We start from the raw sequence: 26,049 nt of genomic DNA, 5'->3' as shown, positions 1-26,049 counted from the left end.
CCTTATTTTCATTTCTATACTTTTTCACTTGCAGTATAGCTGTCTATCACGTAGGTATAGCGATTATCTTCGTCTCGTATCCCATAAAATTCATCTCCCGCCATAATACTTTCGATTTCTACCTCCACTCTATAATGGATGAGTCTGTTTTCACCGACAGAATATCGGTATTTTATATGTTGATCGGCTGTTACCTTAATCTTACCTGCCGATATCCCCGTTTTCTCACTGATACCGTCTATCAGGCTTTGTCTTATTTCCGGTGTAAATCCTCCGGCTTGCTTTGCATCCTCTTTTGCGGCATAGGTTATAGATTGAATCACTCCAATAATCTGATTATTGTTTTGATCTACCCCAATTTGAATCATAAACAAAATCAGTATTGGTATAATAGCCATGCATACAATAAAATCTTTCATCGGTCCTCCTATGGACTATAGGTTCTGACATCCAAGTTTAACGTCCACACTTGCTGAAGAGAATGCAGGATGGAATCCCCGTCATTTCCGGCAATGATATTGTATATAAAAAGTCCAAGCACAATGAGGCTGGATAGTACAACATATTGCTTCATATCAACTTCCGCCGATCCCTGAAATACTATTGGATACGGAAGTAATGGCAGACTCTGTCTTCGTCCCAATCGTCTCAATATTATCTTCAAACCCCAGTACAATGCCGGAAATGCATAAACCTAGCGCAATAAAAGCCGCAAGAACAATGATCTGTTTCATAAACTCCCCCTATAATATCGTTTGCAGTATTTCCTTCTGACTGATGAAATACCCTACATAAATAAAATTGATAAATATAAATACTACATTCATGACCACCGGAAAATAGATTAAATCGCTGACCACTTCGTCTTTATGTTTTTGAGCGGTGATTCGAAATTCTTTGATACTTTTTTGATGTGACAAAAGAATTTCTGTCAGCTCCTGAGGATTGATTTCATCCCACTTTAAAAGTAAACTGGCAAATTCTTTTCCATTAGGCGTTTGCAGCTCTTCCGACATGACCCCGGCCGCCTCTTTCTTTTTATTTAACCGTAATAAACTTAACATTTTAATATAAACCGGCTGTAACAGTCCTTCTCTTTCCGATAGCTGCTCAATAATAAAATCGGTGCTGACTTGTTTTCCCCTCTCTATGGAAATAATATTTCTTAGAAAAGAGATCGCATCATATATTTCCTTGTCCATTGTCTCTATTCTTCTTTTCTTGTTCATCCGCTTCCATTTTTCTTGAACATATTTTTTAATTGCTTGAAAACTGTATTTTATCCCTTCTTTATTTTCTTTCAACCCTCTTCGATAATACTTTGTTAAAATTCCCCCTTTACGAACACCAATTAATAAGTGGATTCCTGTTACTATCATGGCGAAAAACGGAAGATAAATCGCATAACCTATCATTTCTACCTCCTAAAAATCAAATTTCTGTTTTCCTACGATCTCAATTAAGGCGATATTGAACAAAAACATAGACACACTCAAAGTAAGCAAGATGAAGCCTTCTTTTGTAAAAAACTGGTTATGGATATAGGTACCAAGGTTTATTCCAATATAACGAACTGACATCAGTAACGTAAACAAATATAAAATAGGAATGAGGTAAACAACAATTCTCACTGCTTCGGAATTCAGCCTTTTCCGCTCTTCGTAAAGCATCCTGGCTTCTCTAAGCTGAATTAAAATATCTTCTATTGCCATGGAAACGTTGATTCCTTTTTCTGCTCCCAGCCGTACATTGTAGGAAAACATCCTGGCCCAGTTCGTATGAATGACTTGGTTAAACTTGTCCGTTGCTTTTTTTATTTCTTTCGGATTCGCAGTACCTCTAAGTTCTAAGAGCATTTGCAAAATAAGTTTATTGCTTATTTTTGTATTTTTACTTTCTGAAATTACTTTTTCTAACGCTTCATAAATATTGAAATTGGAAACCCTATATTGATTTAAAAAATTACTGATTAATATTTCTCCTTCAAAACTGCTCTTTCTTCGAATGGTCTCAAGGCGTATGCGTAACAATATGTATGGTATGGAAGCGATGGATACGGCAAATAAAAATGCCATAAACGCAGACAGGCTTCTAAACCCCACTATCAGCACTAAAACAAATACACTTATAGTAAACAGCATCAAATAACGTCCTTTTATCTTGATCGTTGCTCTTGTTAATTGTTCAAAGTGATTTTCAATGGGATTCAATCCTTCTAACATATTTTTACGAGCTTTTAAACGACAGTGCATTTTTAATCGAGCGGAGTAAAGTGTTACTTCTTTGTTGTAAATGAGATACCATCCAATGAAAAATACCCCATATAACGTGGTCTCTATTAATATCATACTAACAGTCTGCATAAGAACCCTCTCTGCTTTTCGCTAATCCTCTGAGCAGGGAATCATAGTGATAAAAGCTTTCTTCGTCTTCTTCTTTTGCCGCAATTTCTTTATCTTCGTTCATCCTGTAAAACCATTTCCAACGATCCGTACTGTGTTCATATAAACAAATGGGATCTATTTTAATCGTTGCTGTCGCTTTATCAAATGAAATTTCATAAATCCCTTTCAATCTTTTTTGGCTTTTATCTTTTAGTTGTATGAAGTGAAAAATATAATCGAAACTCCCCGCTACACGCTTTGCAATAAGCTCCGGATTCCCGCCTAAACTTAATACGACTTCAGCGGCAATGTCATAAGGAAAATCCATCGGGTTCCTTTCATGAAAGGTAATCTTGAGCCTTCGTGTACCTTTGCTGGCTATTCGCAGCACCGTGTCCAAAGCGATACCATCTCTGGCTTCTGCCATAATCAGATAATCTGCATCACTTCTGAGTAAATGGGACGTAATTGTCTTCAATTTTTCGTCCTTTGCCAAGACCTGCACAATGGGTGCCGTAGGCATCAGTTTATGCAGACTAATCTCTGGATCGGTTTCGAGCATTACACCTTCCAGTGAGGGATCTTCATAACTCTGCCAAGTGGCTAAAAATGAAGTCTTAGCACTTTTCATAGCTCCTGTGACTGCAATATTGAATCCCAATTTGACCATCTCCTTAAATAAGGGAATACTCTCATACGGTATCGTATTTCGCTTTGCCTGCTCTTCAAACGTATAGGTAGGAATGATGTATCTTCTAAATACAATGACATCCTGTCCTGTTTTTACGGAACTTCCTCTAAATATGGTGATCCTAGTTCCGTCTAAAGTATAGATTTCATGAAAATCTTTATCCAGCCGTTCTTCCGGCATGGACAGCAGAAATGCCCGAATCAACTGTTCTCTTCTGGATTGTGAAATTTTCTGCGGTTTTAACACCATCCTTCCGGCTTCTTGAAAATAAATTCGATCCCCTAATACTTTACAGGAGCTGCTATTTTCATAACCGGGAGCAAACCATTCTCCGATTCCTGCCAATCCCCAATTTTCATGGTAAACCGCATCCTCAAGGCTTCTATACCAAGTAGGATATGGTGTGTTTTCCGCATTCCTTTTCTTAATAAAGGCTTTTATTTTACTTTTAAAAAAGTTTACTTCTTTCTCATACCCGATAATCGCATTTTTTTGGATCATAATCATCCGCTGGATGTTTTCATTTTCATCTTCCCATTCTTTTTGAAATTCCAAGTTGATTAACATGCAAAGAGATTCAAAACTTAAAAAATTATTTGTCTTTATCCGTCCGCCTTCTGCCAGAAAATTATCTAGATAAAATTTTTCCATTTTCCTCTCCTTTGTGGTTGTATAGTCGGCAATCCCGAACCAGCCAATACTTGATTGGAGATATTCTTAATATCATCCGTGTACTTATCAAACTTAAAGTCTATGAATGTTTTATGTTCGATTTCAGCTTGTCTGCTGAAATTGGAAGCTTGTATCTTACAAAGTTTCTCTTTGTCTACCTCAATTCGTTGTGTGATGTATGAAAGATTGTATGGATCATCCTCCTGATAGTGATTAATTAATATTTTCTCAAAGTTTATTTCAGCATGGTGGAACAAATGAATGTGTTCTTCATAGCGCTTTAAATTGGATTCTTGCTGCGTCACAATGAGAAAATTTTTACCTGCAACGCAAAGCGCTCCAAAAGCCAGTCCGTTATCGATACAGCTTCCCGTATCTGCTATCATGATGTCAAACCCATTTTGAATCGAAGTGATGAGATATTTTACCGTTTCCGGAAAGTAATATCGTTCTTCCTGTTCATTGGCGATTCCACCTAATACATACAGATTATCTTTATATCTGCACTCCCTCATAAAATCCTTTTCAACGATCAATTTACTATCTAACTGCAATTTGAAATGATCAATGCTCTTGACATCCTCTCTCAGATATTCATCACTCTTCCTTCCATTCAGGGAAATCAATAAAACGTTAAGTTCTCTGTTATGCTGCGCAATTAATTCGGCAACCGATTGAGCAATCATGGTTACCCCTACCTTGTGGTCAATGCCATGAAAGGCAAACAGATTACTCATCCACTCCCTCCTCTCTTTGTATCAGCAGAAAATGCATTCCGCCTTCTGCATAATTTATAATTTGTTTATATTCCTCCAAGCTGGCCAAGATTTCAACGAAGCATATGATAGAAGTGGCAGAACCCCGTTCCAAGATGCTGTCTCCTTCTAAACTTCCATCCATAGCAGTTACCTCTTGTTCATTGGAATCCTTCACAAAAGCGATTTTGAAAGTACCGATGTAAAGGCTCCCTTCTGCATTATACAAGTCAATCGTATCCCCTTTTCTTAACGAACTGCTTCTGGCATCAATCCATTCCTCTTTGATTGGAAATATGGTATGCTCTGCATTAATCTCTGAACCTTTCAAAGCAAAAAACGACGTAACAATTTGGCTGTTCCTAGGAATAAGCTGCTTGACCTCCAATCCTTCTATCCGGCGGAAATCATCACTTTTTAAGGCATGTCTCACCGTAGCTTCCTCCGTCGTATTTACTTCTATAAACAATCCTCTTTCTGCTTTTGTTCCTTTTTCAATATCCTGTTTTGCAACCAACACCTTTTCCATAAGAAGTTCCTCTCTCCCCACACTTTCCCACCAAGCAATGATGCTGACTGATAATACAATAAGAAGCAATCCTATGATTGGTTTTATAAGTCGAAACGTTTGATGCATTCTGTCGTCCTTTCTGTTTACATTTTTTTCCATTTTTAATTTATTATAACTCTCTTATTTGTTTTGTCAACACATATTTGTAATTTATGTTATTTTTTTACATTTAATTGTTGAAAAGTTTCACTTCGGAAAGCTTTGATTTATTTGTCAAATTCGAGTCTCGAAAAGTGGCTGTTTTTCAAAGACAAGGATTGACTTTTCAGCATTTTCCCAATAGAATGTTAGCTGTATGATTAAAAAAGGAGTAAAAAATGAGCTTATTAATAGTTGAAAATGTATCTCACGGCTTTGGAGGCCGAACCATATTAGAAGATGCTTCCTTCCGTTTATTAAAAGGCGAGCATATTGGACTTATTGGCGCAAATGGCGAAGGGAAATCAACCTTTCTCAATATTATAATCGGTAAAATTCAACCGGATGCCGGAAAAGTAGAATGGTCAAAAAATGTTACGGTGGGCTATTTAGACCAGCATTCCTCTTTGAAGGCAGGTATGACCATTCGAGAAGTGCTTCGGGAAGCTTTCAAGCATATGTTTGAACTGGAGCAAAAAATGCTGGCCATGTATGATCAGATGGCTGAAGAAGGATCAGATGTTGAAGCACTCATGGAAGAAGCCGGAGAAATCCAGCAAATTCTTGAGCACAGCGGTTTCTATATCATCGACGCAAAAATCAATGAAGTAGCCGGCGGTCTCGGACTTGCTTCTATCGGCCTTGATAAAGACGTTTCCCAGCTTTCCGGCGGTCAACGGACAAAAGTTTTGCTGACAAAACTTTTGCTGGAAGACCCTTCCATCCTATTGTTGGACGAACCGACCAACTATCTGGACTTTGAACACATTGAATGGTTAAAGCGGTATTTACAGGAATACGAAAATGCCTTTATCTTAATTTCTCATGATGTTGAGTTTTTAAATTCCGTTGTTAATGTCATCTATCATGTCAATGACGGAGAATTATCTCGATATACCGGAGACTACAATAACTTCTTGCACATGCATGAAATCAAAACGAATCAGCAAGAACGAGCCTATGAACGACAGCAGGCTGAAATTGAGAAGATGGAAGATTTCATTGCCAGAAATAAAGCCCGTGTGGCAACCCGAGGTATGGCAAACAGCAGACAAAAAATGTTGGATAGAATAGAAGTCATTGAAAGACCGAGAGAAAAGCCAAAGCCATCCTTCCAGTTTAAAGAGGCCAGAACGCCAAGCAGATATCTCGTACAATGCAACGACTTGGTTATCGGTTACAACGAACCGTTGACCAAACCTCTTCATTTTGAAATCGAAAGAGGCAGTAAATTGGCCATCACCGGCACAAACGGATTGGGAAAAACAACGCTTTTAAAGACGATTCTCGGTAAATTAAAATCCATTTCCGGAGAAGTTGAACTGGGCGATTATTTATATCCGGGTTACTTTGAACAAGAAGCGGGAAGAGACAGCGAAATTACGGCCCTCGATTATATTTGGGAGCGTTTCCCTTCCTATACCAACGGAGAAGTTCGTTCTGCCTTGGCAAAATGCGGTTTGACAAATGAACATATCACAAGTCAAATGCGGGTATTAAGCGGAGGCGAGAATGCGAAAGTACGACTTTGTGAATTAATGCAAAAAGAAGCCAATTGGCTGATTCTCGACGAACCTACCAACCATTTGGACGTAGAAGCAAAAGACGAATTAAAAAGAGCCCTTCAAGAATATAAAGGCTCTATCCTTCTTGTTTGCCACGAACCGCTTTTCTACGAAGATTGGATTACAGATATCTGGAATGTAGAAGATTGGACCTTAAAAATCGTGTAATAAAGAAATATAATAACAATCTAGTTGATTATAAAAGAACTAACACGAAATGTATTTATTTGGACAGCCAATGTCTCAAGATCGGTTTTCGAAATGAATCTTTTTATAAATTTCGTTCTTAGCTTTCAGGTAGAAAAGCAAACTCGCTACGCTCAAACAGTGCTTTTCTTCGCATATTCATGCTCGCTGAAAGCTTTACTCACGAAATTTGAAAAGATAGACATTTCTCAAAATATCTTTCGGCACTGGCAATCCAAATACATTATCTTGTATCACTATTTTTATCATGAAAAAGAGACTGCTTTCTGTAGAATTTATTTTCTACGTCAGACAGTCTCTGTTTTATTTCTTTTATTTCTATTGTTCAAAAATCTTTAAGAATTCCTTCACTCTCGCATCGATATCTTCTGCTCCGAATACGGAAGAGCCGGCCACAACTAATTCTACACCTGCATCTGTCACAGTCTTCACATTTTCTAAATTGATGCCACCGTCAATTTCAATTTCATAGTTCAGGCTATGCAACTCTTTAATTTGCTTCAGTGCTTCTACTTTAGCCAATGCCGAAGGAATATATTTCTGTCCGCCAAATCCCGGATTGACTGACATGACTAAAACCAGATCCACTTCTTCTAAAATAAAATCCAGCGTACTCAGCGAAGTGCCCGGATTAATGGCTACGCCAGCTTTCACGCCAAAGGACTTTATATATTGAATCGTTCTATGAAGATGAGGACAGGCTTCTTGATGAACCACAATAAATTCAGTCTGATCCGTAACAAAATCTGCTATATACCGATCCGGATTTTCAATCATTAAATGTACATCAAAAGGCAGTTTGGTTTTGCCGCAAAGGCTTTTCATCACCGTAGCGCCATAACTGATATTGGGTACAAAATGTCCATCCATTACATCAATATGTATGACATGTGCTCCGGCTTTTTCAATGATTCCAACCTGTTCCCCAAGACAGGAAAAATCCGCGGATAATATTGATGGGGCTAATCTGATCATAATTTATTTTTTCCTTCCTTTTGCCTATCCTATATCAAACAAGCTCAATACTTCTTCTTTTCCTTGATTTCTTTATATTGTTCTGCATACGAGTTGTACCTTGATTGACTGATAGCGCCGTCTTCCACGGCTTCCAGCACGCTGCATTCCGGTTCTTTTATATGCCTGCAATTATCATATTTGCATCCGCCCAGATAAGGAAGCATTTCCGGATAGAACTGCTGTAGTTCCTCTTCTTCTGCTTCAAGAATTTCAAAAGAAGTAAAACCCGGCGTGTCAAATACTAACGCTCCGAAATCTGTATCAAAGATTTCAACATGTCTGGTAGTATGTTTCCCTCTTTTTGTCTTTTCACTGATTTCTCCGGTTTCTACCGTAACTTTTGGTTCCAGCGCATTTAAAATCGTCGATTTGCCGACACCGGAAGGCCCTGCCAAAGCGCACTTCTTATCGGTCATCAACTTTTTTAATTCATCAATACCACTCCCAGTTTTTGCATTTAAAAACACCATCGGATAGATATCTTCATATATATTTTTTAATCGATTGATCATTTCAGGCTTCGCTATATCCACCTTATTGATGCATAAAATGACGTCCATATTACTTTTTTCTGCCATCACTAAAAATCGGTCAATAATAGCAAGATTGGGTTCAGGGTCTGCTGCCGCCATTACTACGGCAAAACAGTCCACATTCGCAATCGGAGGCCGGATAAAACAGTTTCTTCTTTCATGTATTGCAGTGATTGTTGCATCACTTCCCTCATTGAGTTCAATACGGACTAAATCTCCAATTGCAATCTTAATACCATCTTTTTTAAAAATTCCTCGTGCCTTACATTGAATGACTTGGCCTTCTGCTTTTACGTAATAAAAGCCGCCGATTCCTTTCACAACGATTCCTTCCATTAATTAATTTCTCCGGTATTAAAGTTTACACTTTTCTTCATCACAACATCATTATCGAATATAACGGTTACTGTTCCCTGTCCGGTGCCTGTAAACGATACTACTTCACCGAGATCATCCTTCAATCGCTGTTCTCTGGAGATTACATTAAAGGTCCCTGTTTCATCTGAAACCGTTACCGTTAAGAAAAATACTAAGTTCTTCGCTTCACTGAAATCAACATCTAATGCGATTGATTTCGGTCCCGCCGGCTCCGTTCCTGTACTGACTTTCAAATTTACCTTGGTTCCTTTCATAACGGTTTCATCCGCTCCGTATTGCTGCCACATAACCTGATTTTTGTTATAGGCCTGACTCATATCATAGCCGATATCCCCGACAGCTAACCCTAATTTTTGTAAATCTGATGTAGCCGTATCGATATCCTTTCCGATAAGAGACGGCATCGTTACTTCTCCTTCAGCTCTTCCTTCACTTACCACAAAATTAATCTTCTCCCTCGGTGAAGCTTCTTCTCCGCCCTCTGGGGACTGACTAATCACCACGTCTTTTGGCATCTCACTTTTGCCGGTGGTTACAGAACCTACCTTAAAGCCATATTTTTCAATTAAGAATACGGCATCTTCATAAGACTTTCCAACTAAGTTCGGTATTGTTCCTTCCTTGGCGCCTTTGCTTATGTTGACCGTGATGGTTTTACCTTCTTTCACCTTAGAATCAGCTTCAGGGGACTGGGAAACAATTTCACCTTCACCATACGTGCTATCGTACACTTGATCTCCCGTTTCTATCTTTAGACCCAGATCTTCAAGCGCCTTTGTCGCTTCTTCCACCGTTTGTCCTGACAAATCCGGTACTTCTACTTCTTTGACAGAAACAAATCCGGAAACCAATGCATAAATCAACCCGCTTACCGGAATAGCACAAACCAATGCGATGATGATCGCTGCAATTTTCACCTTATTTAATCGAACTTTCTTTTTTCCGTTTTTCTTCATGTCCGTAGCGCTTTCCTTTTTTGCTTTATTGATCCCCTCTCCATCAGCGGCGGAATCCCTTCCGACTTCCGGCTCCCTCTCTGTTTTCCCCACCTTCAGATAGGTTGCCTCCCCCACAATACTGGAGATCAAATCCACGTTTTTCAGAGCATCTGCCATTTCATCCGCAGACTTAAACCGGTTCACCTGGATTTTATTGGTCGCTTTCATAATAATTTGCTCCAATACAGGGGGTACTCCGTTTACCACTTTTGAAGGAGGTATAATTTCATCATTAATATGCATTAATGCAACGGTAACCGGGTTTTCCCCATCAAAAGGCACCGTTCCCGTAATCATTTCATAAAGAACAATTCCCAAGGAATAAATATCTGATTTCTCATCTACATATCCACCTCTTGCCTGTTCCGGAGAAAAATAATGCACCGAACCCATCACCGTATCCGTATTGCCCACTATTGTGGCATTATCCACAAATTTTGCAATACCGAAATCCGTAATTTTTGCCACACCATCCGTTGTAAGCAAGATATTATGCGGCTTTACATCTTTATGTATAATGTGATTTTTATGCGCACAGCTCAGCCCTCTTGCGATCTGTTGTGTGATATCAATTGCTTTCTTATAGTCAAAGGGGCCATTTTCCTTAATCATGTCGCTGAGGATCTTACCCTCTACCAACTCCATCACGATATAGTTAATGTTGCCTTCCTTCCCTACATCATATACTCCTACAATATTGGGATGTACTAAGCTTGCCGCTGCCTGAGATTCTTTTTTAAACTTTTCTACCAGCTTTAAATCTTTCGTAAATTCAGGCTTCAAAATTTTAATTGCTACATATCTGTTTAAAACTCTGCATCTTGCTTTATATACAACGGCCATGCCGCCTTCACCAATTTGTTCCAGTAATTCATATCTGCCTGCTAAGACTCTGCTACCCATATGAATCCTCCCTTATATTTTTACACAGACTACTGTGATATTATCATTCCCGCCAGAGCGATTTGCTTTTGTAATAAGTTGATTGCACAGTTCCGACATCGGCATCCCTGAGTTTAATATTTCGCAAATCTTGCGATCTTCTACCTCACCATGTAAACCGTCTGTGCAAAGTAATAGGATATCGTTTTTCATCAATTTGACTTCAAAAATATCGGGTTCTACCGATAATTCTCCACCCAATGCTCTGGTTATTATATTTTTTTGAGGATGCGTTCTCGCATCTTCCTCCGATATTGCTCCAGATTTTATTAACGTATTGACATATGTATGATCCTCTGTAATCTGCGTAAGCTGATAGTCTCGCAATAAATAAGCCCTGCTGTCACCTACATTTAACACATACAATTTACGCCTGTTTATATACGCCAAAACAACTGTAGTTGCCATACCGTGAGTTTCCGGATCCTCTTCTGCCATTTTGCATATCAATTCATTCGCTTCTTTAATGGATTGGACCAGATACGCTTTGATATCCTCACTTCTCTTTGCCGTTTTTATAGGTGTTTTTTTCACCCTCTCGGCAATATGACTTACTACAAGGCGACTTGCTACCTCTCCTGAATTCCCGCCGCCGACACCGTCAGCGACAATATAAAGTTTATCTTCAGGAATCACAAAACAAGCATCTTCATTATTTTTTCTCTTTAAGCCTCGATCGCTTTTAAATCCTACTTGAACCATAGTCTCCCCATTGACGCTAAATCAAGCTATCACTTTTAACCATTTTACACACATAGAAACCATCTGTACCTTCAATATGAGGCATAAACTGACGCTCTTCCAGTATACTAAAGGCCTTATTTTTTCTTAAAAACTCTTTTACTACTTTTTGATTTTCTTGTTTATTTATTGTACAGGTGCTGTATTGAAGAATTCCACCTGTTTTTACATAGTTCGAAGCGGCTGCCAAAATATCCATCTGCTTTATTGGCAGAAGATCCATTTCATTGGATCTTTTCTTATGCTTTATCTCTGGTTTTTTTCGTATCACGCCAAGACCGGAGCAGGGAACATCTGCTAAAACTTTATCTGCCTTTCCAATCCAATCCGCGTGAATCTTTGTGGCATCCCAAGCTAAGGTCTCAATGATCGATACGCCTAGTCGCTCTGCCTCTTTATTGATAATGTCTAATTTTCTAATATAAATGTCCGTCGCAATCACTTTTCCTTGATTGTTCATTCTTTCTGAAATCGCTAACGTTTTACCTCCCGGTGCCGCGCATAAGTCAATCACAAAGTCTCCCGGCTGCGGATCTAGAATCTCCACTGCTTTCATAGAACTCTCGTCTTGAACCGAAAAAAGTCCTTTCGTATAAAGTTTATTTTCTAGTACACCGCTTCCTTTTACAATACATAGCGCCCTGTCACAAACTTTGCCCGGATCTGCTTCAAACTCTTCATCGTGCAATTGTTCCATCAATTTCTCTTTTGTCGTCTTAAGCGTATTGATACGAACAGTAAGCCCCGGATTTCCCTGAGAAGAGCGAAGGATCGCTTCCGTCATTTCAAAGCCGTATTGATCCAGCCAAAGCTCAACAATCCAAGCCTCACAAGAATAGGTTAACGATAAATAATGAATCGGATCTTCCGATTGTTCCGGTAATTTAATGGAATTCCTTTCCCTGATATAGGCCCGTAAAACGCCGTTAATAAATCCTTCACGTCCTCTGCAATATTTCTTTGCCAAAAGCACACTTTCATTGACGGCCGCATATTCGGGTACGGAATCCATATATCCCAGCTGATAAACACCCATCCGAAGAACGGTTAAATCACTCGGCTTCACTTTAGTGATACCTGACGCAACAAAATGGCCCAACATATAGTCTAATAACAGCTTATTTTCAAGAACGCCATAAACAAGTTCCCTTACAAAAGACGGCGAATTTGGTTTTCCGCAGATAATATGATGATTCAATGCAATATTAGAATAGGATTTCTTTAATTCAATATCCATTAATGTCAAATAGGCAGTCTTTCTGTTTGCGTCCATGTTATCGTTCCCTTCCCCTTATCAGCAGAATTCTAATTAAATTGGCAACAGCCACAGCCAATGCAGCAACATACGTCATTGCAGCCGCCGACAATACTTTTTTTGCAGCAGGGACTTCCTCTTGATAAATGACACCTAAACTCTCCATTTGCTGAATCGCTCTCCGGCTGGCGTTAAATTCAACCGGTAACGTCACCGCATGAAATACTACCACACCGGCAAAAAACAAAATGCCTAAATCAAAAATTAATGTCCCATTTGTATAATAACCCGCATTCACCGCTATCATACCTATGATTAATAACGGCCATGATAAGTTGGATACGATACTGACAATCGGTGCAATCGCATTTCTAAACGTCAAAGGCATATAGCTTTTCGCATGCTGAATGGCGTGTCCGCACTCATGAGCAGCAATACTTGCCGATGCAATAGAAGGTTCATTATACACCTTTGGAGACAATCGGAGCACTCTTTTCCTCGGATCGTAATGATCCGACAGCGTCCCGTTTACCATCTCAATGCGAACATCATTCAATCCGTTACTATCCAGAATTCTTCTTGCTGCCTGAGCTCCTGTCATTCTTTTTCGATTTCCGACCGCAGCATACCGCTTATAAGCAGAACTTACTTTTGCCTGCGCATAAAATGCAAATAGCATCGCCGGAATCAATAGAATAATCGTTGAATCAAAAACCATCTCTTATCACCTCTTAATCCCTATTTTTTCCCCCTAATACTTCATGGACTTCTATTTTATTTCCTTTTAGATAATCCTCGACCGAGACACGTTTCTTGCCCGGCATCTGTATTACCGTAATAAGAAGAGTCTTTCCGCCTGCAGATACTTCCAATCCCTTTTTCGTTACGGAGAGTATGGTTCCATAGGGTTCACCAGACACCTTTTCAAGCGGCTCTGCACCCCATACTTTCATCATCTGTTCTTTGTATTCTGTATAGGCTCCGGGCCAAGAATCCATCCCCCGAATCAACCTTTCCAGTACGACCGGATCTTTTGAAAAATCAAGTTCTCCGTCCTTTTTAAAGATCATCGGTGCATACGTCGATAAAGAATCCTCTTGCTTTTCTCTTACGATATTGCCGGATTCAATATTGGTCAATTGCTCCGAAAGTAATTCTCCGCCGAGCAAGGCAAGTTCATCATGAAGTTCCGCTGCTGTTTTTCGAAGGATTGGGGTCTGTTTCTTTGCAATCATATCCCCCGTGTCCAGCCCTTCTTCCATATACATGAGCGTAATGCCTGTATATTCATCCCCTTCCATAATAGAACGCTGAATCGGTGCGGCCCCTCTGAAGCGAGGAAGTAAAGAGGCATGAATATTTACACAGCCTAGCCTTGGCAAATGAATGATTTCCGGCGGCAATAGTTTTCCATAAGCCGCCACGACAATTAAATCCGGTGCGTATCCTTTCAATTTTTGAAGGAATTCTTCATTTCCCTTTATTTTTTCCGGTTGCAACACCTCAATACTTAATTCTTGTGCTTTTTCTTTTACCGGTGTAAATTGAACCTTTTTACCTCGGTCTCTTGCTTTATCGGGTTGAGTCACCACATAGCCGATTTCATGTCCACTTTTATAGAGTGCTTCTAAACCGGGAACTGCAAATTCCGGCGTACCCATATAAATAGTTTTCATCCTATTCTTCTTCTACCTTTCTGAAATTCTTCGCCTTGTCAACATACAATACGCCATCCAAATGGTCGTTTTCGTGACAAAAAGCAACAGCCTTCAGGCCTTCTCCTTCATGAACCACCTGATTGCCATATCGGTCCAGTCCGGTAATCTTCACATATTCCGGCCGTTCTACATAACCGATATAACCAGGCACACTTAAGCATCCTTCATCGGCTCCGACACAACCTCTGGTTTCTAAAATTTCAGGGTTGATCAGCTCAATGACCTCCTCGTCGTCTATTTCAATCACGATCATTCTTCTCATCACCCCGACCTGCGGTGCTGCTATACCAACGCCATTGTATTCTCTCATCGTTTCAACCATGTCATCCAGAATCCCTCGAATCCGATCATCTATTTGTGTAACCTCACGGCATTTCTTTCTTAAAATTTCATCGCCTTCCAGTACTACATTTCTAAGTGCCATTACAACCTCCAGTTTAACCTATTCAAATAAATTCACCCATTCTACCACAAAGCTGCTTTTTATAATTATTGATAGGATACAGCTTCGATGGTTCCTTACGTCCAGTTTATTGTATATATTTTTAATTAAGGACTTATTATATCATACAAGCGGTGTCGCCGTATGATTCAATGAACGCTTCCTTACAGCAACGCTGGATTTATCGTAGCGTTCATTATATCATATATTTACGCGTCTATAAACCATTAAATGCGTTTTTCATAGAATACAACTCTATACAATACTATATGGATTGATATCTACAGATACAGAAAATGCCGTTTTCTTGCCTGTGTTAACATGCTTCTTCACCTGATGAATGGCCGTGAGATACTCATTTCGTTTCCCGCTCGGGCATTTAATTAAGATGTAATATCGATAGGTTTCCTTCTGCTTGTTCAACATGAGCGGCTGCGGCGGGAATACATTCTCTGCCGCTTTTTCCGACAATGCTTTTTTTATCATCATTTCCGCCTGTAAAGAACCGTTCGCAGCAGCCTCTTCACTTCCTGCTAAAATAATGACTTGAAGGATATCGCTATAAGGAGGATAACACATGTGCTTTCGGAGTAATATCTCCATATCATAGAACATTTGATAGTCTTGATGGGAGGCCGCTAGAATACTGTAATGTTCGGTGTTATAGGACTGTATCACGACATTGCCTTCTTCCTCTCCTCTACCGGCCCGGCCCGCAGCCTGCGTAATCAATTGGAAGGTCCGCTCTGCCGCCCTGAAATCAGGAATATTCAGCATGACATCCGCAGAGATGATTCCAACCAGCCCTACATTTTTAAAATCCAAGCCTTTTGCAACCAATTGAGTCCCAATGAGAATCTTGGTTTTTTCTTTTCGAAAATTATCCAGAATTTTATCCAGGCTTCCTTTTCGTTTTATGGAGTCCAAATCCAACCGTTCAATAGAATACTCAGGGAACAGTTCTGCAGTCATTTCTTCCACTTTTTCCGTACCCGTCCCAAAATGCTTTATGTACTTGCTGTTGCATTCCGGACAATGGTTCGGCAATGGCATCATCCGTCCGCAATAATGACAAACAGCGGCATTTTGTGCTTTATGATACGTTAAGGAAATTCCGCATTCCGGGCATTTCATCACATATCCGCACTCCCGGCAGGAAATGAAGGTCGAATATCCTCTTCTATTTAAAAATAAGATCACTTGCCTTCCGGACTGTAAACACTCCCGCATCCGTTGATAAAGAGTTTGGCTGAAAATAGACTTGTTTCCGTTCTTCAATTCCTGGCGCATATCAATTATTTCAACTTTCGGAAGGGCAAGCTTATTATATCTTTCCCTTAATTCTATTTTTTTATAAATGCCTTGTTGTACCCTAAAGTTGGAAACTACCGACGGTGTTGCACTGCCTGACACAAGAACTCCGTTAAACGCCTTTACTCTTTTTATCGCGACTTCAAGCGTATCGTATTTGGGAGACATGTCCGACTTGTATGTCGACTCATGTTCCTCATCCATTATAATAATCCCGATATTGTCAAAGGGAGCAAAGACGGCTGACCGGGCTCCTATCGCAATGCGCACTTGCCCGTTTCGAATCCTCATCCATTCGTCATAACGTTCTCCTAACGATAATTTGCTATGAAGAACGGCTATATTTTCCTGTCCGAACCGTCCGATAAATCGTTGTATTACTTGGGTAGTCAGTGAGATTTCCGGTACAAGCACGATTGCATTTTTACCTTTTTCCAGCACTTTTTTAATCAGCTGGATATAGACTTCCGTTTTACCGCTTCCTGTCACCCCATGCACTAAAAAGAGTTCGTGCTGCTCTTTTTCAATAGAAGGCTGAACACAATGGATTGCATGAATTTGTTCTTCCGTCAAGGCATCAATCGGTTCAAACTGTCCAAGGCTGTCTTGGTAAGGAATCCTTTTTTTACCTCGTTTTGAAACGGCTCCTGACGGTATGAAGCAGTTGATTCCATCCATGTACCGACATAGATAACGCGTCCTCATCCATTTACACGTTTCCATCATTTCTTCCGTCAGAGAAATTTCACTGTCAATGCGATCAATATACTTGAGACCCTTTATCTCTTGTTCCAGAGAATCCCTCACCTCAAAAACATACGCATCCTTTAGCCGGTTCCCTTTTGCAAAAGGCACTAAAACCTTCTGTCCAACTTTCACTTGATCAAATTGGGAACCATAGGTATAGAGGAGGTCTGTATTATCATTATTATTATCAATCGCAACATTTACATATTTCATATAACACCAATTTATTCTCGTTCAGAAAAGCTGCATCCGCAATAGTTCTGTCTGTAGAGTCCATATTCTTTCGATAATTCAATACTTCTTTGATATCCTGCCTTTTTCTTAAAGTCCATATCTAAAAAAGACAGTCCATACTTCAACGCCAAATCCAATCCAATCTTTGTAATCCGTTCGTAATCCTTATGGGGACTGACCGTCAATGTCGTCGCAAATAGCTCAAAGCCTGAAAGTTTGGCTACTTCTGCGGTTTTTTCCATTCTCAGTTTAAAACATTCAACGCATCTTCTTCCACCTTCCGGTTCTAACTCAAACCCTTTGGCTGCCTGATAAAATTCTCCTGCATCAAAAGGAACTTCCAGAAAAGATACCTTGTTTTCTTCAACCGCACGTTGGTTATAGTGCTCAATAAAATCCAACTGAGTCTGTCTTCTTCGATCGTACTCCGATTGATCCGTAATATTGGGATTATAAAAAAACACCGTGATCCTATAATTTCCTGATAAACGCTCTATTACCGACGTACTGCACGGGCCGCAGCAACTGTGCAATAACAACATCGGTCTGCCTTTCGGCACATCCGTCATATCTTCTAAAATTACTAAAGAGTTTTCTTTTAAACAAACATGTTCTATCATGCTTGCTGGTTTTGATTCTTTTATATTTTTCATCTGAATTCCCCCTAGAGTTCATTCTTACTCTTCATTTCAGCTTGTTTCATTTAAATCAATAGTAATTATTATACCACACAAGCCGTGTCGCCGTGTGATTTTTTGTGGTATAGTGGTATAATAGTTATGAAATTACTCAGTAAAAAGGAATTCAAATGATTAACAATCTGATTAACCAACAAGAGCCGATCAACACCATCGGAGCTTATTTAAAGAAATATTTTGGTCAAAAAACGATCAAACTTTCCTTGGAAGGCGGGTTTACCTGTCCAAACCGAGATGGCAGTAAAGGAACAGGCGGCTGCATTTTTTGCTCTGCAGACGGTTCCGGTGATTTCGCCAGTGATATAGACGGACAAATTAAACTTTTGTCCGATAAATGGCCCAATAGCAAACATTTAGCCTATTTCCAAAGTTATAGCAACACCTACGCTCCTGTAAAAGAATTAAGAGAAACATATGATTCAGTATTGAAAAACCCGGAAATATCAGGAATTGCCATCGCAACAAGGCCGGATTGTATCACGGAAGAGACGTATGAATTGCTTTCCGAGATCAATCAGAAAACTTTTTTATGGGTGGAGCTCGGCTTGCAAACAGCACATGATCGAACTGCAGACCTGATCAATCGTTGTTATACACTTGATGTGTACGATGAAGCCATTCAAAGACTATCTGAACGAAATATACGCACTGTCGTTCATCTTATTTTGGGATTGCCGGGTGAAACCAAAGAAGAGATGTTACATTCTGTGAGATATGTTTGCCAAGATAATATTTTTGGTATCAAGCTCCACTTATTAAATGTCGTAAGGGGTTCACAAATGGAAAAAAATTATCCTGACTATGTTCCTTTTAACAGCATGGAAGAATATATCAGTCTTGTCGTTGACGCTCTTGAAATCATTCCGCCGGAAATTACGATACACCGAATGACGGCTGACGCTCCTCGTCCTATTCTGATCAGTCCCGAATGGAGTTTTCAGAAGAGAAGCATTCTCAACGGGATTCATAGGGAGCTTAAAAACCGTGGGACTTGGCAAGGAAAAAAAGCAAGAGAAAAGCAGCCTGCCAGTGATCGCTTTTAAGATAAAAAGAAGAGACTTGCTACTCTTCCGATGCAAGTCTCCCGTCGTTATAATGTTTTCTGCAAAGCGATATGTACATGTCGTTTCCGCCTACCAGTACCTGTTCTCCTTGTTTTACAAATCTGCCGTCTACCACTCTGGCTACCATCGTCGCTTTTCTTCCACACCAGCAGATGGTTTTAATTTCTTCAATTTTGTCTGCATACACCAGCATGTAATACGAGCCTTCAAAGAGCTCATTTCTAAAATCGTTCTTTAATCCGTAGGCCAGTACCGGAACATCACAGCTATCCACAATTTCGACTAACTCTTGAACGTGATGCTTTCTTAGAAACTGACATTCATCCACCAAGACACAGTCAATTTTCTTCTTTTTACTTTCTTCTAAAAACAGTTCCAGAATATTTGTATCTTCACCAACGATCACGGCTTCCCTCTGAATCCCTATACGAGAAGTGATAATCCCCGTTCCATATCTATTATCAACACTAGGAACCAGTGTAAGAACACGCTTACCTCTTTCCTCGTAGTTGTATGCCACTTTAATTAATTCTATGGACTTTCCTGCATTCATCGTGCTATATCTATAATATAATTGTGCCACTCTTCTTCCTCCTATCCTTTTCTATCATTTTAATTGAATTTCATGGTAAAATCAAATATAATTATCTTATTACAAATGGAGGATACAAATAAGAATGGATTTATTATGGCTAATTTCGAAATGTGCTTTAATCGGGATCATATGGGCAGCGCTGCTGGTTCCCGTCATCTTCAATAATGGAGGAGCGATAAAATACTTATTGACCGTTGCACTTCTGACCGGACTTTGTTTCTTTTTCAAAGGGTATACTGCCATAATTAACACGATGACCCTGATCGCTCTTGTGGGCCTTGTCATCGCTTTCATCACCTCTATGGCTGTATTTGATAAGGAATCTAAGATTAAATCGAAGGTGATCGCATTTTCCTGCATTATTGCCGGTGTTTCTTATCTTGTTACTATATTATTTTTTAACAGCGTACATATTCTTTAAGTCAATTGACTATCCCCGTATCTCTTAGTTTTATAGCTAAGAGATTTTTTTTTACGGAGGAGATATCGCTTGCGATATGGACAGAATATCATAAAAAGCTACCATTAAAACTTTTTAGAATAAAAAAATAGCCCCTCGGACACATTGTCTGCAAGGAACTACTTTTGTAAAAAATGGTGCCCAGACTCGGAATCGAACCAAGGACACGAGGATTTTCAGTCCTCTGCTCTACCTACTGAGCTATCTGGGCGTATCATTTTTATTTAATTATATATGGTGGGCCATCAGGGACTTGAACCCGGGACCTGCCGGTTATGAGCCGGACGCTCTGACCAACTGAGCTAATGGCCCATGTCTTTTAAAATGGTCGGGGTGGCAGGATTTGAACCCGCGGCCCACTGGTCCCAAACCAGTTGCGCTACCAAGCTGCGCTACACCCCGATAATATACTATTCAGTTGAAATTGGCAGGGGTAGTAGGACTTGAACCCACGGCGCATAGTTTTGGAGACTATCGCTCTACCAACTGAGCTATACCCCTATATATGTGGCGGAGAAGATGGGATTCGAACCCATGCGGCCCTTACGAACCCTAACGGTTTAGCAAACCGTCCTCTTTAGCCTACTTGAGTACTTCTCCAAGCTTAATACTACTTTGTGGCGGAGAGGGTGGGATTCGAACCCACGGCCCCTTTCGGAGTCACTGGTTTTCAAGACCAGCTCCTTAAACCGCTCGGACACCTCTCCATCATCTATGAGTTCTACTACTTTATCTCTCTACACCTTTAATTGGTGACCCATCCGAGATTCGAACTCGGGACACCTTGATTAAAAGTCAAGTGCTCTGCCAACTGAGCTAATGGGTCGTATGGCTGGGGTAGCAGGACTCGAACCTACGAATGACGGAGTCAAAGTCCGTTGCCTTACCGGCTTGGCTATACCCCATTCTCAATATCAAATTGGTGAGCCCACAGGGATTCGAACCCCGGACACACGGCTTAGAAGGCCGTTGCTCTATCCAGCTGAGCTATGAGCCCACAATAGCTAACAAGTTAGCTAAAAAAATGGAGCGGATGATGAGAATCGAACTCACGCCATCAGCTTGGAAGGCTGAGGTTCTACCATTGAACTACATCCGCATAATTGGAGCGGAAGACGAGATTCGAACTCGCGACCCTCGCCTTGGCAAGGCGATGCTCTACCCCTGAGCCACTTCCGCATGTATAGGTTTATTAATTTTTAATTTATTGGTCGAGGGTGGTGGATTCGAACCACCGAAAGCTCAGCTAACGGATTTACAGTCCGCCCCCTTTGGCCACTCGGGAAACCCTCGAAATTTATTGAATTGGAGCTGGTGGAGGGAATCGAACCCCCAACCTGCTGATTACAAATCAGCTGCTCTACCGTTGAGCCACACCAGCGTATGTTCTTAATTACTAGTTAAATTTGGCGACCTGGATCGGGCTCGAACCGACGACCTCCAGCGTGACAGGCTGGCATTCTAACCAACTGAACTACCAGGCCTTGTTGATTTGGTGGGCGTTATAGGGCTCGAACCTATGACCCTCTGCTTGTAAGGCAGATGCTCTCCCAGCTGAGCTAAACGCCCAAATCATTTCGTGTTAAGTAGTTTTGAACTGCTCGACACACTTATTTAGCATACATTATCTTGTCCATCGTGTCAAGCATTTTTTCTTTTGTTTTTTATTTTCTTATTTATTTTTCGTTTTTTCGTGCTTTTTAACTTCAGCGCGCTAGATTATTATATTCTGCGTCGTAGCCTTTGTCAAGCACTTTTTTTATTTATTTCCAATTCCTTCTTTACTCAGTCAGCTTTCTGCATAGGACTCCCGTCTTACTATAAAAGCTATATCTGTTGAAAAAATTGGCTCCAAGGGTGGGGCTCGAACCCACAGCCTATCGGTTAACAGCCGAGTGCTCCACCATTGAGCTACCTTGGAACAATTTGTCACATTTCTCAGCGACGATTTATATCTTAGCATAGCATGATATCCATGTCAAACACTTTTTTTACATTTTCTTATTAAAACTTTAACCTTAATTTTAAAGAGTAACTCAGAGTGCCGTTTCATCTACGCCAAATGCTTACAATTCAGCCATTCTATCCAATCGATACTTTGATCTGCTCCACTTTCTGTTCCAAAAACAGAACAGTTCCTCCCGTTAAATTGCTCAGCATTTCTTTTAAATTGAACTCATTTTCCGGGTCTGTACATAATTGAGCTGTTACTGCATCTTCATAAATTAAATGTTGAATCTCAAAGTCCTCGCTTTGGGATAAGTTTTGCAGCTTGCTTAAATATGTATAATCTAATTTCACCAACACAACATGCATATCTTTCACAGCACAAAGTCCTGCTTCTGATAGTCCCAGCTTAGCCGAACTGGTATAAGCCCGGACCAATCCTCCCGTACCTAGTTTTATGCCTCCGAAATATCGCGTCACAACAACAGCAAGATTGGTTACACCTTCTTTTACAAGCATTTGAACAATTGGAGCACCGGCAGTTCCTTGCGGTTCGCCATCATCACTGGCCCATTGGATTTGGAACTTATCTCCGATGACCATTGCAGGCACATTGTGTGTAGCATCTTTATATTTGCTCCTTATTTCAGCGATAAAGGCATCCGCCTCCACCTTGTTTTCCACAGGGCAGACGGATGCGATGAATTTTGACTTATCAATGATTTGTTCGACAGATGCAGCTTTTAAAATTGTATTATACCGTATCATATTCCTTTAACCTACTATAATCTGCATGAGATAATTCCACATCAAATAACGTTCCTGTTTCCACATAGTCCATGGACATGACCAAGGCTTTTTCGCATAGATAAGAAGAAATGTCCCCTCTGCCAAAAGGAATAAGAAGCTTGGCCCTTATTCTGTCAGAAAAGAGTTTTTCCTTAATAATATCCACCAATTGTTCAAAATGGTCTCCGCGTTTAGCAGAAATATAGATAGACTCCGTATCTCCAGAAGGCAAAACTTCTCCTTCTACAAGATCAATTTTATTATACACTACTATTTTTTCCTTATTTCCGGCTCCTATTTCAGATAAAACCTTGTTGGTGACCTCTATATGAAAGTTATTCGCTTCATAGGATGCGTCTACCACATGCAAAAGTAAATCCGCATAATTTACTTCTTCTAAAGTAGCTTTAAAAGCTTTTACTAAAGCATGAGGCAGTTTGCTGACAAAGCCTACTGTGTCGATCAGTATAAACTCATAATTGGTGTCCAACTTAATGCTTCTTTGTGAAGTATCAAGGGTTGCAAAAAGCATATCTTTTTCCAACACCATTTTTTCTTCTCGTTCCACCAAGGCTAAAAGCTTATTCATAATGGCGGACTTACCGGCATTGGTATATCCCACCAACGCAACTATCGGAAGTCCTGATTTCTCACGTTTTGCCCTTTGTACGGTTCTGTTATTTTTAATCTCAACGATTTCTGTTTTAATGTCTTCCATTCTTCTTTGAATATGTCTTCTGTCAGTTTCCAGCTTTTTTTCTCCCGGTCCTCTGGTTCCAATTCCACCACCGAGTCTAGATAAGCTTTTGCCAAATCCAATAAGCCTAGGCATACGATATTGCAATTGTGCCAGTTCCACCTGCAGTTTACCTTCTTTGGATACGGCTCTGGCAGCAAAAATATCTAAAATAAGAATCGTTCGGTCAATTACCCGCACATTAAGAGCATCTTCTAAATTTCGAAGCTGCATACCCGACAGTTCGTCGTTAAAGAGTACCGTATCGGCCTCCATATTACTGCATAGCTCCGCCAGCTCTTCCGCCTTGCCCTTTCCTATATAGGTGGTATTATTAGGTCTTTCCAGGTTTTGAATCATGCGTCCTAAAACCTTCATACCTGCAGCTTCAGCAAGCCCTTCCAATTCTTCCATCGAATACGAAATATCTTCATTCATCTGTAATCCAACCAGAATGGCTTTGTATTCTTCTTTTTCAATTACTTCATTATTTTCATTAAATCTTAACATAAACCCCCATTATATCACACAAGCATGTCGCCGTGGGATTCAATGAACACTACATTACGGCAACGCCGTATTCAATCATAGTGTTCATTATATCTTACAAGCTGTGTCGCTGTATGATTCAATGAATGCTTCCTTACGGCAACGCCGGATCAATCATTGCATTCATTATATCTTACAAGCTGTGTCGCCGTATGCTCCAAAGATCTGGTAGGTGCCATACGGAAATTCCCCAGCTTCAATTAATTATATTCATTATATCATAAAGCCATCCCTAAAGGAATATGCAGCTTTGACGATTCATTCCATCCTCTTTTTAAAGTTCCTGCCCATTTGTTGCATCTAAAAGATTCTCCTTTGGTACAACCACATAGCTGTTCGGTACTTTTCCTAAAATAACAGCCTCCGCTACTAACACAACGTTTTTAATCTCCATGCTTTTAGAAGAAAACGGAGCCAAAACTCGAACTTTGCTAGTCAATTCTATGTATACTTTATATTTGGTCTGATTAATTCCTTTCGTCTCAAATTCGCTGTAAAAATTCAAACTAGATACACTTAGGGGTAATACCTTCAAGTTTACTTTTAAATCGCTCTGAGACAAAATCTGACTCCCTAAAATCGTACCTAACGGCACCGGTATGACGGAAGGTTCCATCTTTGCATAGGATTGCTTTATTTCTTTACTTAATTCTGCTGCTAAGATATTCATCGCAACCGTGTTGGACTGCACTAGTTCTATATTTCCCTCATTGTTTGTATTTATGATAAGTAAATTGTTTATATTGGCTGATTCTTTAAAAAACTGTTTACAGGTTGCTTCATTGATCGCATAGGTTACCATTTCCTTTGCTTTAATTTGTGCGATTGAATCAATAGAGGGATGTATGACCGCATAAAAACGCCAGACGCTCGATATCGCTAAAACTAAAATAATAATAAAACAAAAAACGATAGTTCCCCCTCTTTTTTTGTGACCACAAGCTTTAAACCGTTGTCTAGAACGCCACCCAAACATAAAAACACCCCCAAACAGCTATATTAAAATATGCTGCAAGAGGGTGGTTTGTGCAAACTTTGATTTATATGAAAGCTATATATCCATCTTGGCAAGTTCATCATAGAACTTTGGATTCAATATCTTGATGTGGGTTCCCTTCATTCCTAGTGAACGGGATTCAATAACGCCTGCACTCTCCAATTTACGAAGTGCATTGACGATAACCGATCTGGTGATACCGGACCTGTCTGCAATTTTACTTGCTACCAGCAATCCTTCTGATCCGTTTAATTCAGCAAAGATCTGCTGTACCGCTTCAATTTCGGAATAAGATAACGTGCCTATCGCCATTTGAACGACCGCTCTCTTTCTGGCATCCTCTTCAATCTCTACTGTTTTCCTTCTCTGTATCTCTAATCCGACTACAGTAGCACCGTATTCGCCCAACACTAAATCTTCATTATTAAATTCAGGCTGATATCTGGTGCAGATAAGAGTTCCCCATCTCTGGCCTCCGCCTAAAATAGGAATAATGGTGTGAAGCTTATCGTATGTATCATAATCATACTTAAAAATCTCAAGAGCATCTTCTGCTTTTAAGTTCGCTTCTGTTTTAGTAACCTTCATGAGAGCATCATTATACTCATTAGGAAACTTTTCGCTTCCTGTTTCCGGGTCAGTAATAGTAGAGCTGTCTGATTTAATTTTATAGTGTACACCGATTACTTTACCTTTTCTGTTTGTGATATAAACATTTGCGTCCATGAGGTCACTCAGAATGTTACATAATTCATCAAACGAAAAAGCACCCGCGGCACTTTCTTGAAGCACCCAATTCAACTTTCTCACTTTACTTAAAATGTCTTTTCCCATACTTTCCTATATTCTCCTTTTATACTCATCATCTTTACATATTTTTTATTGCCTCAATTTTTCCTCTATAACATAATATCT

The 26,049-nt window shown here is 39.9% G+C and carries 26 protein-coding genes and 16 tRNA genes; 3 read left to right on the top strand and 39 right to left on the bottom strand.

Features of this window, described 5'->3' with window-relative positions:
• Window positions 1–14 precede the first annotated feature (14 nt).
• The 8 genes from JYB65_RS01695 to JYB65_RS01660 are packed head-to-tail and all read right to left on the bottom strand — an operon-like array spanning window position 15 to window position 5,139.
• Window positions 15–419 carry a hypothetical protein gene (locus JYB65_RS01695; RefSeq protein ID WP_206580839.1) on the bottom strand — a complete coding sequence of 135 codons (405 nt, stop codon included), beginning with the start codon at window positions 417–419 and terminating at the stop codon, window positions 15–17.
• A gap of 8 nt (window positions 420–427) precedes the next feature.
• Complete coding sequence (locus JYB65_RS01690) at window positions 428–574, bottom strand: hypothetical protein (protein WP_206580838.1); 147 nt, start codon at window positions 572–574, stop codon at window positions 428–430.
• 1 nt (window position 575) lies between these two features.
• Window positions 576–734: a hypothetical protein gene (locus tag JYB65_RS01685; RefSeq protein ID WP_206580837.1), complete on the bottom strand. Its 159-nt coding sequence runs from the start codon at window positions 732–734 to the stop codon at window positions 576–578.
• 9 nt (window positions 735–743) lie between these two features.
• Window positions 744–1,415 carry a hypothetical protein gene (locus JYB65_RS01680; RefSeq protein ID WP_206580836.1) on the bottom strand — a complete coding sequence of 224 codons (672 nt, stop codon included), beginning with the start codon at window positions 1,413–1,415 and terminating at the stop codon, window positions 744–746.
• A 9-nt stretch (window positions 1,416–1,424) separates the two neighbouring features.
• Entirely contained in the window at window positions 1,425–2,363 is a 939-nt protein-coding gene (locus JYB65_RS01675) for a type II secretion system F family protein (RefSeq protein ID WP_206580835.1), read from the bottom strand.
• Window positions 2,350–3,726, bottom strand: a complete 1,377-nt coding sequence (locus JYB65_RS01670; protein WP_206580834.1) for a P-loop NTPase family protein — start codon at window positions 3,724–3,726, stop codon at window positions 2,350–2,352. Before JYB65_RS01670 ends, JYB65_RS01675 begins: the two co-directional genes overlap by 14 nt.
• Window positions 3,708–4,484: a CpaE/TadZ family protein gene (locus tag JYB65_RS01665; RefSeq protein ID WP_206580833.1), complete on the bottom strand. Its 777-nt coding sequence runs from the start codon at window positions 4,482–4,484 to the stop codon at window positions 3,708–3,710. Before JYB65_RS01665 ends, JYB65_RS01670 begins: the two co-directional genes overlap by 19 nt.
• Window positions 4,477–5,139 (bottom strand): CpaB family protein, encoded by a 663-nt coding sequence (locus JYB65_RS01660; protein WP_206580832.1) that lies wholly within the window; start codon window positions 5,137–5,139, stop codon window positions 4,477–4,479. The genes JYB65_RS01665 and JYB65_RS01660 overlap by 8 nt, the downstream gene beginning before the upstream one ends.
• A 251-nt stretch (window positions 5,140–5,390) precedes the next feature.
• On the opposite strand from JYB65_RS01660, the gene JYB65_RS01655 reads away from it, so the two are divergent.
• Complete coding sequence (locus tag JYB65_RS01655; RefSeq protein ID WP_206580831.1) at window positions 5,391–6,944, top strand: ABC-F family ATP-binding cassette domain-containing protein; 1,554 nt, start codon at window positions 5,391–5,393, stop codon at window positions 6,942–6,944.
• 357 nt (window positions 6,945–7,301) lie between these two features.
• Here the strand turns inward: JYB65_RS01655 and rpe are convergent, their stop codons facing one another.
• From rpe to JYB65_RS01605, 10 genes are all read right to left on the bottom strand, one after another.
• On the bottom strand, window positions 7,302–7,958 hold the full coding sequence (gene rpe, locus JYB65_RS01650) for a ribulose-phosphate 3-epimerase (RefSeq protein ID WP_206580830.1): 657 nt from the start codon (window positions 7,956–7,958) through the stop codon (window positions 7,302–7,304).
• Window positions 7,959–8,002: 44 nt separating this feature from the next.
• Window positions 8,003–8,869 (bottom strand): ribosome small subunit-dependent GTPase A, encoded by an 867-nt coding sequence (gene rsgA / locus JYB65_RS01645; RefSeq protein ID WP_206580829.1) that lies wholly within the window; start codon window positions 8,867–8,869, stop codon window positions 8,003–8,005.
• On the bottom strand, window positions 8,869–10,812 hold the full coding sequence (gene pknB, locus JYB65_RS01640; protein WP_206580828.1) for a Stk1 family PASTA domain-containing Ser/Thr kinase: 1,944 nt from the start codon (window positions 10,810–10,812) through the stop codon (window positions 8,869–8,871). Before pknB ends, rsgA begins: the two co-directional genes overlap by 1 nt.
• Window positions 10,813–10,824: 12 nt before the next feature.
• On the bottom strand, window positions 10,825–11,553 hold the full coding sequence (locus tag JYB65_RS01635; RefSeq protein ID WP_206580827.1) for a Stp1/IreP family PP2C-type Ser/Thr phosphatase: 729 nt from the start codon (window positions 11,551–11,553) through the stop codon (window positions 10,825–10,827).
• 16 nt (window positions 11,554–11,569) lie between these two features.
• Complete coding sequence (gene rsmB, locus JYB65_RS01630; protein WP_206580826.1) at window positions 11,570–12,865, bottom strand: 16S rRNA (cytosine(967)-C(5))-methyltransferase RsmB; 1,296 nt, start codon at window positions 12,863–12,865, stop codon at window positions 11,570–11,572.
• 1 nt (window position 12,866) lies between these two features.
• Complete coding sequence (locus JYB65_RS01625) at window positions 12,867–13,565, bottom strand: zinc metallopeptidase (RefSeq protein WP_206580825.1); 699 nt, start codon at window positions 13,563–13,565, stop codon at window positions 12,867–12,869.
• Between the two features lie 13 nt (window positions 13,566–13,578).
• Complete coding sequence (gene fmt, locus JYB65_RS01620) at window positions 13,579–14,523, bottom strand: methionyl-tRNA formyltransferase (RefSeq protein WP_206580824.1); 945 nt, start codon at window positions 14,521–14,523, stop codon at window positions 13,579–13,581.
• Window position 14,524: 1 nt separating this feature from the next.
• Window positions 14,525–14,989, bottom strand: a complete 465-nt coding sequence (gene def, locus JYB65_RS01615) for a peptide deformylase (RefSeq protein ID WP_206580823.1) — start codon at window positions 14,987–14,989, stop codon at window positions 14,525–14,527.
• 273 nt (window positions 14,990–15,262) lie between these two features.
• Window positions 15,263–17,278, bottom strand: a complete 2,016-nt coding sequence (priA, locus tag JYB65_RS01610; protein WP_206580822.1) for a replication restart helicase PriA — start codon at window positions 17,276–17,278, stop codon at window positions 15,263–15,265.
• A gap of 11 nt (window positions 17,279–17,289) precedes the next feature.
• The gene (locus JYB65_RS01605) at window positions 17,290–17,952 is read right to left on the bottom strand and encodes an epoxyqueuosine reductase QueH (protein ID WP_206580821.1); all 663 of its coding nucleotides are present in this window, start codon (window positions 17,950–17,952) and stop codon (window positions 17,290–17,292) included.
• Between the two features lie 155 nt (window positions 17,953–18,107).
• On the opposite strand from JYB65_RS01605, the gene mnmL reads away from it, so the two are divergent.
• Window positions 18,108–19,040 carry a tRNA modification radical SAM protein MnmL/YtqA gene (mnmL, locus tag JYB65_RS01600; protein ID WP_206580820.1) on the top strand — a complete coding sequence of 311 codons (933 nt, stop codon included), beginning with the start codon at window positions 18,108–18,110 and terminating at the stop codon, window positions 19,038–19,040.
• A 19-nt stretch (window positions 19,041–19,059) separates the two neighbouring features.
• On the opposite strand, the gene JYB65_RS01595 is transcribed toward mnmL, so the two are convergent.
• Window positions 19,060–19,644, bottom strand: coding sequence for a thymidine kinase (locus JYB65_RS01595; protein WP_206580819.1), 585 nt, complete (start codon window positions 19,642–19,644; stop codon window positions 19,060–19,062).
• Between the two features lie 94 nt (window positions 19,645–19,738).
• Between JYB65_RS01595 and JYB65_RS01590 the strand changes: the two genes are divergently transcribed.
• Window positions 19,739–20,077 carry a hypothetical protein gene (locus JYB65_RS01590; protein WP_206580818.1) on the top strand — a complete coding sequence of 113 codons (339 nt, stop codon included), beginning with the start codon at window positions 19,739–19,741 and terminating at the stop codon, window positions 20,075–20,077.
• 174 nt (window positions 20,078–20,251) lie between these two features.
• Here the strand turns inward: JYB65_RS01590 and JYB65_RS01585 are convergent.
• From JYB65_RS01585 to codY, 20 genes are all read right to left on the bottom strand, one after another.
• A tRNA-Phe gene (locus tag JYB65_RS01585) sits at window positions 20,252–20,327 on the bottom strand.
• Window positions 20,328–20,351: 24 nt separating this feature from the next.
• Window positions 20,352–20,428: transfer RNA gene (locus JYB65_RS01580), tRNA-Ile, on the bottom strand.
• 13 nt (window positions 20,429–20,441) lie between these two features.
• Window positions 20,442–20,518: transfer RNA gene (locus tag JYB65_RS01575), tRNA-Pro, on the bottom strand.
• Between the two features lie 23 nt (window positions 20,519–20,541).
• Window positions 20,542–20,617: transfer RNA gene (locus JYB65_RS01570), tRNA-Trp, on the bottom strand.
• 7 nt (window positions 20,618–20,624) lie between these two features.
• A tRNA-Ser gene (locus JYB65_RS01565) sits at window positions 20,625–20,716 on the bottom strand.
• 18 nt (window positions 20,717–20,734) lie between these two features.
• A tRNA-Ser gene (locus tag JYB65_RS01560) sits at window positions 20,735–20,823 on the bottom strand.
• Window positions 20,824–20,866: 43 nt separating this feature from the next.
• A tRNA-Lys gene (locus JYB65_RS01555) sits at window positions 20,867–20,942 on the bottom strand.
• Window positions 20,943–20,945: 3 nt separating this feature from the next.
• Window positions 20,946–21,021 (bottom strand) — tRNA-Gln (locus tag JYB65_RS01550).
• A 15-nt stretch (window positions 21,022–21,036) separates the two neighbouring features.
• Window positions 21,037–21,113, bottom strand: a tRNA-Arg gene (locus JYB65_RS01545).
• 28 nt (window positions 21,114–21,141) lie between these two features.
• Window positions 21,142–21,215: transfer RNA gene (locus JYB65_RS01540), tRNA-Gly, on the bottom strand.
• A 5-nt stretch (window positions 21,216–21,220) separates the two neighbouring features.
• Window positions 21,221–21,295 (bottom strand) — tRNA-Gly (locus JYB65_RS01535).
• 29 nt (window positions 21,296–21,324) lie between these two features.
• Window positions 21,325–21,409: transfer RNA gene (locus JYB65_RS01530), tRNA-Tyr, on the bottom strand.
• Window positions 21,410–21,422: 13 nt separating this feature from the next.
• Window positions 21,423–21,497: transfer RNA gene (locus JYB65_RS01525), tRNA-Thr, on the bottom strand.
• Window positions 21,498–21,523: 26 nt separating this feature from the next.
• Window positions 21,524–21,600, bottom strand: a tRNA-Asp gene (locus JYB65_RS01520).
• A 9-nt stretch (window positions 21,601–21,609) separates the two neighbouring features.
• A tRNA-Val gene (locus JYB65_RS01515) sits at window positions 21,610–21,685 on the bottom strand.
• A gap of 277 nt (window positions 21,686–21,962) precedes the next feature.
• Window positions 21,963–22,037, bottom strand: a tRNA-Asn gene (locus tag JYB65_RS01510).
• A gap of 161 nt (window positions 22,038–22,198) precedes the next feature.
• Window positions 22,199–22,831, bottom strand: a complete 633-nt coding sequence (locus JYB65_RS01505) for an IMPACT family protein (RefSeq protein WP_206580817.1) — start codon at window positions 22,829–22,831, stop codon at window positions 22,199–22,201.
• Window positions 22,818–24,098 (bottom strand): GTPase HflX, encoded by a 1,281-nt coding sequence (gene hflX / locus JYB65_RS01500; protein ID WP_209010471.1) that lies wholly within the window; start codon window positions 24,096–24,098, stop codon window positions 22,818–22,820. Before hflX ends, JYB65_RS01505 begins: the two co-directional genes overlap by 14 nt.
• Window positions 24,099–24,411: 313 nt before the next feature.
• Window positions 24,412–25,113, bottom strand: a complete 702-nt coding sequence (yunB, locus tag JYB65_RS01495) for a sporulation protein YunB (RefSeq protein ID WP_206580816.1) — start codon at window positions 25,111–25,113, stop codon at window positions 24,412–24,414.
• 75 nt (window positions 25,114–25,188) lie between these two features.
• Window positions 25,189–25,968, bottom strand: coding sequence for a GTP-sensing pleiotropic transcriptional regulator CodY (gene codY / locus JYB65_RS01490; RefSeq protein WP_206580815.1), 780 nt, complete (start codon window positions 25,966–25,968; stop codon window positions 25,189–25,191).
• Window positions 25,969–26,049: the final 81 nt, after the last annotated feature.

Origin of the sequence: Clostridium aminobutyricum, assembly GCF_017255415.1 — a bacterium.
Classification (GTDB): domain Bacteria; phylum Bacillota; class Clostridia; order Peptostreptococcales; family Anaerovoracaceae; genus Aminipila; species Aminipila aminobutyrica.
Note: the sequence above shows the minus strand (reverse complement) of the source record. Positions and strands in the feature narration are given on the sequence as shown.